At 71.3% G+C, this 7,399-nt stretch carries 7 protein-coding genes; 6 read left to right on the forward strand and 1 reads right to left on the reverse strand.

All coding sequences use genetic code 11. The features are described from left to right. The 6 genes from VGD70_RS14090 to VGD70_RS14115 form a co-directional block, all read left to right on the forward strand. The coding region (locus tag VGD70_RS14090; RefSeq protein ID WP_331081863.1) for an MCE family protein at positions 1-1,042 on the forward strand (1,042 nt) is incomplete at its 5' end. Beyond that, positions 1,039-2,082, forward strand: coding sequence for an MlaD family protein (locus VGD70_RS14095; protein WP_331081865.1), 1,044 nt, complete (start codon positions 1,039-1,041; stop codon positions 2,080-2,082). The genes VGD70_RS14090 and VGD70_RS14095, both read left to right, overlap by 4 nt. Further along, the gene (locus VGD70_RS14100) at positions 2,079-3,101 is read left to right on the forward strand and encodes an MCE family protein (RefSeq protein ID WP_331081867.1); all 1,023 of its coding nucleotides are present in this window, start codon (positions 2,079-2,081) and stop codon (positions 3,099-3,101) included. Before VGD70_RS14095 ends, VGD70_RS14100 begins: the two co-directional genes overlap by 4 nt. After that, the gene (locus VGD70_RS14105) at positions 3,098-4,294 is read left to right on the forward strand and encodes an MCE family protein (RefSeq protein WP_331081869.1); all 1,197 of its coding nucleotides are present in this window, start codon (positions 3,098-3,100) and stop codon (positions 4,292-4,294) included. The genes VGD70_RS14100 and VGD70_RS14105 overlap by 4 nt, the downstream gene beginning before the upstream one ends. After that, positions 4,291-5,439 carry an MCE family protein gene (locus VGD70_RS14110; RefSeq protein ID WP_331081870.1) on the forward strand — a complete coding sequence of 383 codons (1,149 nt, stop codon included), beginning with the start codon at positions 4,291-4,293 and terminating at the stop codon, positions 5,437-5,439. The genes VGD70_RS14105 and VGD70_RS14110 overlap by 4 nt, the downstream gene beginning before the upstream one ends. Then, a complete protein-coding gene (locus VGD70_RS14115) occupies positions 5,439-6,671 on the forward strand; it encodes an MlaD family protein (protein WP_331081872.1) in 1,233 nt (410 codons plus the stop codon). Before VGD70_RS14110 ends, VGD70_RS14115 begins: the two co-directional genes overlap by 1 nt. A gap of 22 nt (positions 6,672-6,693) precedes the next feature. On the opposite strand, the gene VGD70_RS14120 is transcribed toward VGD70_RS14115, so the two are convergent. Next, on the reverse strand, positions 6,694-7,399 hold a 706-nt coding region (locus VGD70_RS14120), incomplete at its 5' end, for a thiolase C-terminal domain-containing protein (protein WP_414637962.1).

Below are 7,399 nucleotides of genomic sequence, written 5' to 3' on the forward strand. Positions count from 1 at the left end.
CACGGTCGGCCGCATTCCGGCGAACGTGTCGGCGCGGCTGCTGCCGAAGACGTTGTTCGGCGAACGCTATGTGGCGCTTCAGGTTCCACCGCACCCGGACGACCCGATCGCGGCGAACGCGGTGATCGGCCAGGACCGCACGTCGACCGCGATCGAGATCGAGCAGGTGCTGGACAACCTGATGCCGGTGCTGCGGGCGGTGCAGCCGGAGAAGCTCGCGAGCACCCTGAACGCGATGTCCACCGCGCTGGACGGCCGGGGCGCGCAGTTCGGCGACACGATCGTCCAGCTCGGCGCCTACCTCGAGAAGCTGGAGCCGTCGCTGCCGGACCTGCGCGCGGACCTCCAGCGGATCGCCGAGGTGGCCGACACCTACGCCGAGGCCGGCCCCGACCTGGTCCGGGCGCTCAGCGACCTCACGACCACCACCCGGACCGTGGTCGAGCAGCGGACCAACCTCGAGGCCCTCTACGCCACGCTGACCACCGCGTCGGTCGACCTCACGAACTTCCTGGCGGTCAACAAGGACAACCTGATCAACCTCGCCAGCACCTCACGGTCCACATTGGACGTACTGGCGAAGTACGCGCCCGAGTACCCGTGCCTGCTCAAGCAGCTGGTCGACGCGATCCCGTCGGCGGACGCGGCGTTCGGCAAGGGCTCGGCACACCCGGACGTCACGCGGGTGACCATCGAGATCACCTCCAGCCGCGGCAAGTACCTGCCCGGCGTGGACACCCCGCGCTACGAGGACAAGCGCGGCCCGCGCTGCTACCCGGTGGCCCACCCGCCGGCCCGGTTCCCGCAGTACCCGGCGGACGGCCCGATCCAGGACGGCTCGTCCAAGCCGCCCCCGCCGCGCTCGGACCGCCCGCAGGACTTCCAGCCGACCGTGCCGCAGGTCGCGAACTCCGGCGCCGAGCGGGACCTGCTCGCCGCGTTGCTCGCGCCGAGCCTCGGGGTGCCGCCGAGCCAGGTGCCGGCATGGAGCTCGCTGCTGGTGGGCCCGCTCTACCGCGGGGCGGAGGTGACCGTCCGGTGAGAAACTTCGTGGCGCCGCTGGTGAAGATGCTGCTGTTCACCGCGATCACCGTCACGCTGACCGCGCTGCTCGGCCTGACGATCGCCAACACCACGGTGGGCCCGACATCGGGCTACGCGGCCCGGTTCACCGACGCGACGGGCCTCAACGTCGGCGACGACATCCGCATGTCCGGCGTCCGCATCGGGCAGGTCAGCGCCATCGAGGTGTACGACAACAGGCTCGCGGAGGTGCGCTTCGACGTCGAGGCGTCGCGCCGGCTGCCCCGGTCGCTCACCGCGACCATCAAGTACCGCAACCTCATCGGCCAGCGCTACGTCTCGCTCGGCCTCGGCGCGGGCGGCGACCCGAACGCGGTCCTGCGCCCCGGCGACGTGCTCCCGCCCGAGCGCACCCGGCCCGCGCTCAACCTCACCGTGCTGTTCAACGGGTTCAAGCCGCTGTTCGAGGCACTCGACCCGACCGAGGTGAACAAGCTCGCCGCCGAGCTGATCCAGGTGCTGCAGGGCGAGGGCGGCACGATCGACAGCGTCCTCGCCCACACCGCGTCGCTCACCAGCACGATCGCCGGCAAGGACCAGGTGATCGGCCGGGTGATCGACAACCTGAACACCGTGCTGACCACGGTGAACGACCGCACGGCCGAGGTGTCCGGGCTGATCGACCAGCTGCAGCTGCTCGCCACCGGGCTCGCCCAGCAGCGCAAGCCGATCGGCGACGCCATCGGTGCGCTCGGCGAGCTGACCGACACCACCGCGGGCCTCCTCGGGCAGGCCCGCCCGGCGCTCAAGGACGACATCGCGGCGCTCGGCACGCTGTCGGCGACCCTCGCCGACCACGGCGACACGGTCGACAAGTTCCTCGCCGGGCTGCCGCACAAGATCCAGACGATCAACCGGGTGTCCACCTACGGCGGCTGGTTCAACTACTACCTGTGCAGCGCGTCCGGCCGGATCGGCGTGTCGGACCTCGGGGTCGTCGTCGACCTCCCCGCCCTGCCGGTGCCCGGCACGCCGATGGTCGGGAGGTGCGGGCCGTGAAGCCACTGCGTGAGCGGGACCAGGCGAGCGTCGGCGCGGTGACGCTGGTGCTGATCGCGCTCGCGCTGCTGGTGGCGTTCAACGCCGACGAGCTGCCGATCATCGGCGGCGGCACCACCTACACCGCGGAGTTCGCCGAGTCGGCGGGGCTGCGGCCGGGCAACGAGGTCCGGCTCGCCGGCGTGAAGGTCGGCGACGTGCGCGGCGTCGAGCTGGCCCGCAACAAGGTGGTCGTCGACTTCCGGGTGCGCGACGTGAACCTCGGCGACCGCAGCACGGTGGCCATCGAGATCAAGACGCTGCTCGGCGACAAGTACCTCGCGCTCACCTCCGCCGGCCGTGCGCCGCAGCGGCCGAACGACTCGATCCCCGTGTCCCGCACGCGCACGCCGTTCGACATCGTGCCGGCGGTCGGCAAGCTGTCCGAGACCGTCGACAAGATCGACACCACCCAGCTGGCGAAGAGCTTCGCGGTCATCTCCGACACGTTCGCGAACAGCCCGCGGCACCTGCGCGACGCGCTCTCCGGGCTCACCCAGCTGTCCACCACGCTGTCCTCCCGGGACGAGCAGCTCCAGGCTCTGCTGTCGAACACCGCGGCCGTCACCAAGACCGTCGCCGACCGGGACGCCCAGCTCAAGAAGCTGTTCGCCGACGCCTCGCTGCTGCTCGACGAGCTGAGCGCGCGCCGGGAGGCCGTGTCGACCCTGCTCACCGGCACCACCTCGCTGGCGAAGGAGCTGTCCGGGCTGGTCGCGGACAACCAGGCGCAGCTCAGGCCCGCGCTGGACGAGCTGGACAAGGTGACCACGATCCTGGCGCGCAACCAGGACAACCTGAGCGCGAGCCTGCGGTCGCTGGCGCCGTACGTGCGGATGTTCAACAACGTCATCGGCAACGGCCGCTGGTTCGAGGGCTACATCTGCGGGCTGCTGCCACCGCCGACCGACGTGGGGATCCTCGACCTCAACCCGGAGGGCTGCTCGACTCCGCTCGCCTACCAGGGAGGTGGCCGATGACCACGCGTACCCGCGCGGGCCGCAACGCCGCCACCATCGTGGCGCTGGCCTGCGTGCTCGCGCTCGCGGTCGCCGGCGCGCTGTGGTGGGCCGGCATGACCAGCTCGGGCACCAGGATCACCGCGTACTTCGCCAAGGCCGTCGGCGTCTACCCGGACTCCGAGGTGAAGATCCTCGGCATCGGCGTCGGCCGGATCACCGCCGTCGAGCCGCAGGGCACCAGGGTCCGGGTGGACCTGACCGTCGACGACGGCATCGAGATCCCGGCCGACGCGAGTGCCGTGGTGGTGGCGCCGTCGCTGGTGAGCGACCGGTACGTGCAGCTCACGCCGGCCTACGAGCGGGGCCCGCTGATGCCGTCCGGGACGGTGATCCCGCTGGACCGCACGGCCACGCCGGTCGAGCTGGACGACCTGACGGCGAGCGTGAACGACCTGGCCACCGCGCTCGGCCCGAACGGCGCGAACGCCAACGGCGCGCTGTCGGACGTGCTGGACACCGCGGCGGCGAACCTGTCCGGCAACGGCGAGCTGTTCGGCGACACGATCCGCTCGTTGAGCGACGCCACCGCCGCGCTGGCGAACTCGCGCGGCGACCTGTTCACGACGGTCGACAACCTGGCGCGGTTCACGAAGGCGCTGGCCGACAGCGACGCGCAGGTGCGGACGTTCAACGACCGGCTGGCCGACGTGAGCGCCTACCTGGCCGACGACCGCGACGCACTCGGCCTCGCGCTGTCCTCGCTCGGCACCGCGCTCACCGACGTGCACGGGTTCATCGGGCAGAACAAGGACAAGATCAGCTCCAATGTGGACAAGCTGACCGGCGTCACCCAGGCGCTGGCCGACCAGCGCGCGTCGGTGGCGGAGATCCTCGACGTGGCGCCGCTCGCGATGACGAACTTCCTGTCCACCTACGACGCCGCGTCCGCGTCGTTCGCGATCCGCGGCAACCTCAACGAGCTGACCTACCCGCCGGTGCTGATGCTGTGCCGCACGATCGAGGCGGGCACGCCGACGCAGCTGCCGAAGACGCTGTCGGACCTGTGCAAGCAGCTCGCGCCCTACCTCGACGGGACGCTGAAGCTGCCGTCGGCCATCGAGGCGGTGGGCGCGCTGGCGCAAGGAAAGCTGCCGCCGCTGCCGTTGCCGCTGGTGAACCTGCCCGCCGCGCTCTCGGGGGGTGCACCGTGAGGCGCTTCCTGCTGGTGGTGGTGTTGCTGCTCGTGGCCGGGTGCGGCTCGGGCGGGTTCTCCGGGGTGTACCAGCTGCCGCTGCCGGGTGGGGCGGACCTCGGCGACCATCCGTACCGGGTCGTGGCGCACTTCGGTGACGTGCTGGACCTCGTGCCGCAGGCCGGGGTGAAGGTGAACGACGTCGCGGTGGGCCGGGTCGAGAAGATCGAGCTGGCGAAGGACAACACGACCGCCGTCGTCACGATGCTCGTCAACGACGGCGTGCGGCTGCCGGCCGACGCGGGGGCCGAGCTGCGGCAGTCCTCGCTGCTGGGGGAGAAGTTCGTCGAGCTGCACCCCGGTCCGTCGCCGTCGGGCAGGCTCGCGGACGGCGCGGTGATCCCGCTGGACCGGACGGGCCGCAACCCGGAGATCGAGGAGGTGCTCGGCGCGCTGTCGCTGCTGCTCAACGGCGGCGGGGTCGGGCAGCTGCGGACCATCGTCACCGAGGTCAACGCCGCGCTGTCCGGGAACGAGCCGGAGATCCGGGCCGCGCTGGCCAACATCGACACCGTGGTCGGCGTGCTGGACGAGGAGAAGGGCAACATCGTCCGGGCCATCGACGCGCTCGACCGGCTGTCGACGAACCTCGCCCGGCAGACCGACGACCTCGCGCTGGCCCTGGACCAGCTCGGTCCCGGCCTGCGGGTGGTGAACGAGCAACGCAACTCGCTGGTGACGATGCTGGGCGCGCTGGAGCGACTGTCCACTGTGGCCGTCGACACGGTGGACCGCAGCCGCGACGACCTGGTGGCGGACCTGCGGCTGCTGTCGCCGATCCTGCACAACCTCGCCGACGCGGGCGCCGACCTGCCGAACTCGTTGCAGTTCCTGGTGACCTACCCGTTCACGGACTACTTCCTGAACGCGGTGAAGGGCGACTTCGTCAACGTGGACGTCAAGTTCGATCTCGATCTCAGCGTGCTGCTGGAGAACATCTCGAACGCGAGCACGCCGCTGATCCCACTGCCCGGCGTCTCCGGCGGGTCGGCCCCGCCGGCCGCCGCGCCACCGCTGCCGGTGCCGGTGCTGCCCACCCCGTCCGCGCCGCCGTCGGGTGGGCTGGCCGGGTTGCTGGGCTCCTTGCTGGGGGGTGGGCGCTGATGTTGTTGCGGGCGACCAAGGTCCGGCTGTTCCTGTTCGCGCTGATCGCCGTCGTCGGGATCGGCTACGTCGGCGGGACGTACGCCGGGCTGGACCGGCTGGTCGGGGCGCGCGGGTACCGGGTGACCGTGCAGCTCGCCGACTCGGGCGGCATCTTCGCGAACGCCGAGGTGACGTATCGAGGGGTGACCGTCGGCCGGGTGGAGGCGCTGCGCCTGTCCGACGACGGGATCGACGTCGTCCTGGACATCGACAGCGAGACCCCGATCCCCGCGGACACCTCGGCCGTCGTGGCGAACCGGTCGGCCGTCGGCGAGCAGTACGTCGACCTGGTCCCGTCCCGTTCCGGTGGCCCATACCTGGTGGACGGCTCGGTGGTGCCCCGCGCCCGCACGACGCTGCCGTCCCCGCCGGAGGCCCTGCTGTCCAACTTGGACAGTCTGGTGACGAGTGTCCCCCAGGACTCGCTGCGCACGACGGTGGACGAGCTGGACAAGGCGTTCCGCGACATGGGCCCGGCCCTGCAGGTGCTGCTGGACAGCGCCGGCGCCCTGACGACGTCCGCGTCGACCCACCTGCCGGAGACGACGTCGTTGCTGTCGTACGGCCGGACCGTGCTGGAGACGCAGGCGTCCCAGTCGGCGCAGATCACCTCCTACGGTGCGAACCTGCGCCTGCTGGCCGCGCAGCTGAAGAAGTCGGACCCGGACCTCCGCCGGCTGATCACCGCTGTGCCCGCGGTGGCGGTGCAGGTCACCACCCTGCTGCGCGACTCCGGCCAGGACCTGGGTCTGATCGTGGCCAACCTCCTGACGACGACCCAGATCACGAGCATGCGGACGGACGCGCTGGAGGAGCTGCTGGTCGCCTTCCCGATGGTCACCGCCACCGCTCCGGGTGCGAACCCGGACGGCACCGGGCATCTGGGCCTGGTGCTCACCTTCAACGATCCGCTCTCGTGTATTCGGGGCTATGAGGGGACTCGGCAGCGGCCGGCCAATGACGTGCGTGACCTGCCGCCGAACCAGGGGGCTTATTGTGCCGAGCCGCCGGGGAGCCCGATCGGGGTCCGGGGGTCGCAGAACGCTCCGTTCGGCGGGAAACCTGTCGAGGTTCCGGCTCCTGCGCCGGCTCCCGGGGGTGCCTCGGGGCTGCCGGCGCTTCCCGGGACTCTGGGTGGGGGTGGCGGTGTGCCTACCTCGCTCGCCGGTCTGCTCGGGCTTCCCGCCTGACCGTCCGCCTCGCGCCGTTCTGTCAGGCTCCCCGCAGTATCAACGCGCTCGTCGGGACTCCCGTCCCCGCTGTCACCAATACGTTCTCGACCTTGCTCACCTGGTTTGCCGCTGTCCCCCGAATCTGCCGCACACCCTCCGCGATCCCGTTCATGCCGTGGATGTACGCCTCACCCAGCTGGCCGCCATGCGGGTTCAGGGGCAGGCGCCCGTCCAGCTCCAGCGAACCGTCCGCGACGAAATGCCTGGCCTCGCCTCGGGGGCAGAAGCCCAGCTCCTCCAGCTGCACCAGCACGAACGGGGTGAAGTGGTCGTACAGCACGGCCACCGAGACGTCGTCCGGGCCGACCCCGGACTGCGCCCACAGCTGCCGCGCCACCAGGCCCAGCTCCGGCAGGCCCGTCAGGTCCGCGCGGTAGTAGCTGTTCATCGAGAACTGGTCCTCGCCGCTACCCTGTGCCGCCGCCGCGACCACCGCCGGGGCGTGGGGCAGGTCCCGGGCACGGTCCACTGTGGTCACCACCAGGGCGACCCCGCCGTCGCTTTCCTGGCAGCAGTCCAGCAGGCGCAGCGGCTCGGCGATCCACCGGGAGGACTGGTGGTCCGCCAACGTGATGGGGCGGCCGTGGAACCAGGCCCGCGGGTTCGTCGCCGCCGCCGCGCGGTCGGTCACCGCCACGCGGCCGAAGTCGGCCGAGGTCGCGCCGTACTCGTGCATGTAGCGGCGC

Origin of the sequence: Actinophytocola sp. (assembly GCF_036402745.1) — a bacterium.
In the GTDB taxonomy this organism is placed as follows: Bacteria; Actinomycetota; Actinomycetes; order Mycobacteriales; family Pseudonocardiaceae; genus Actinophytocola.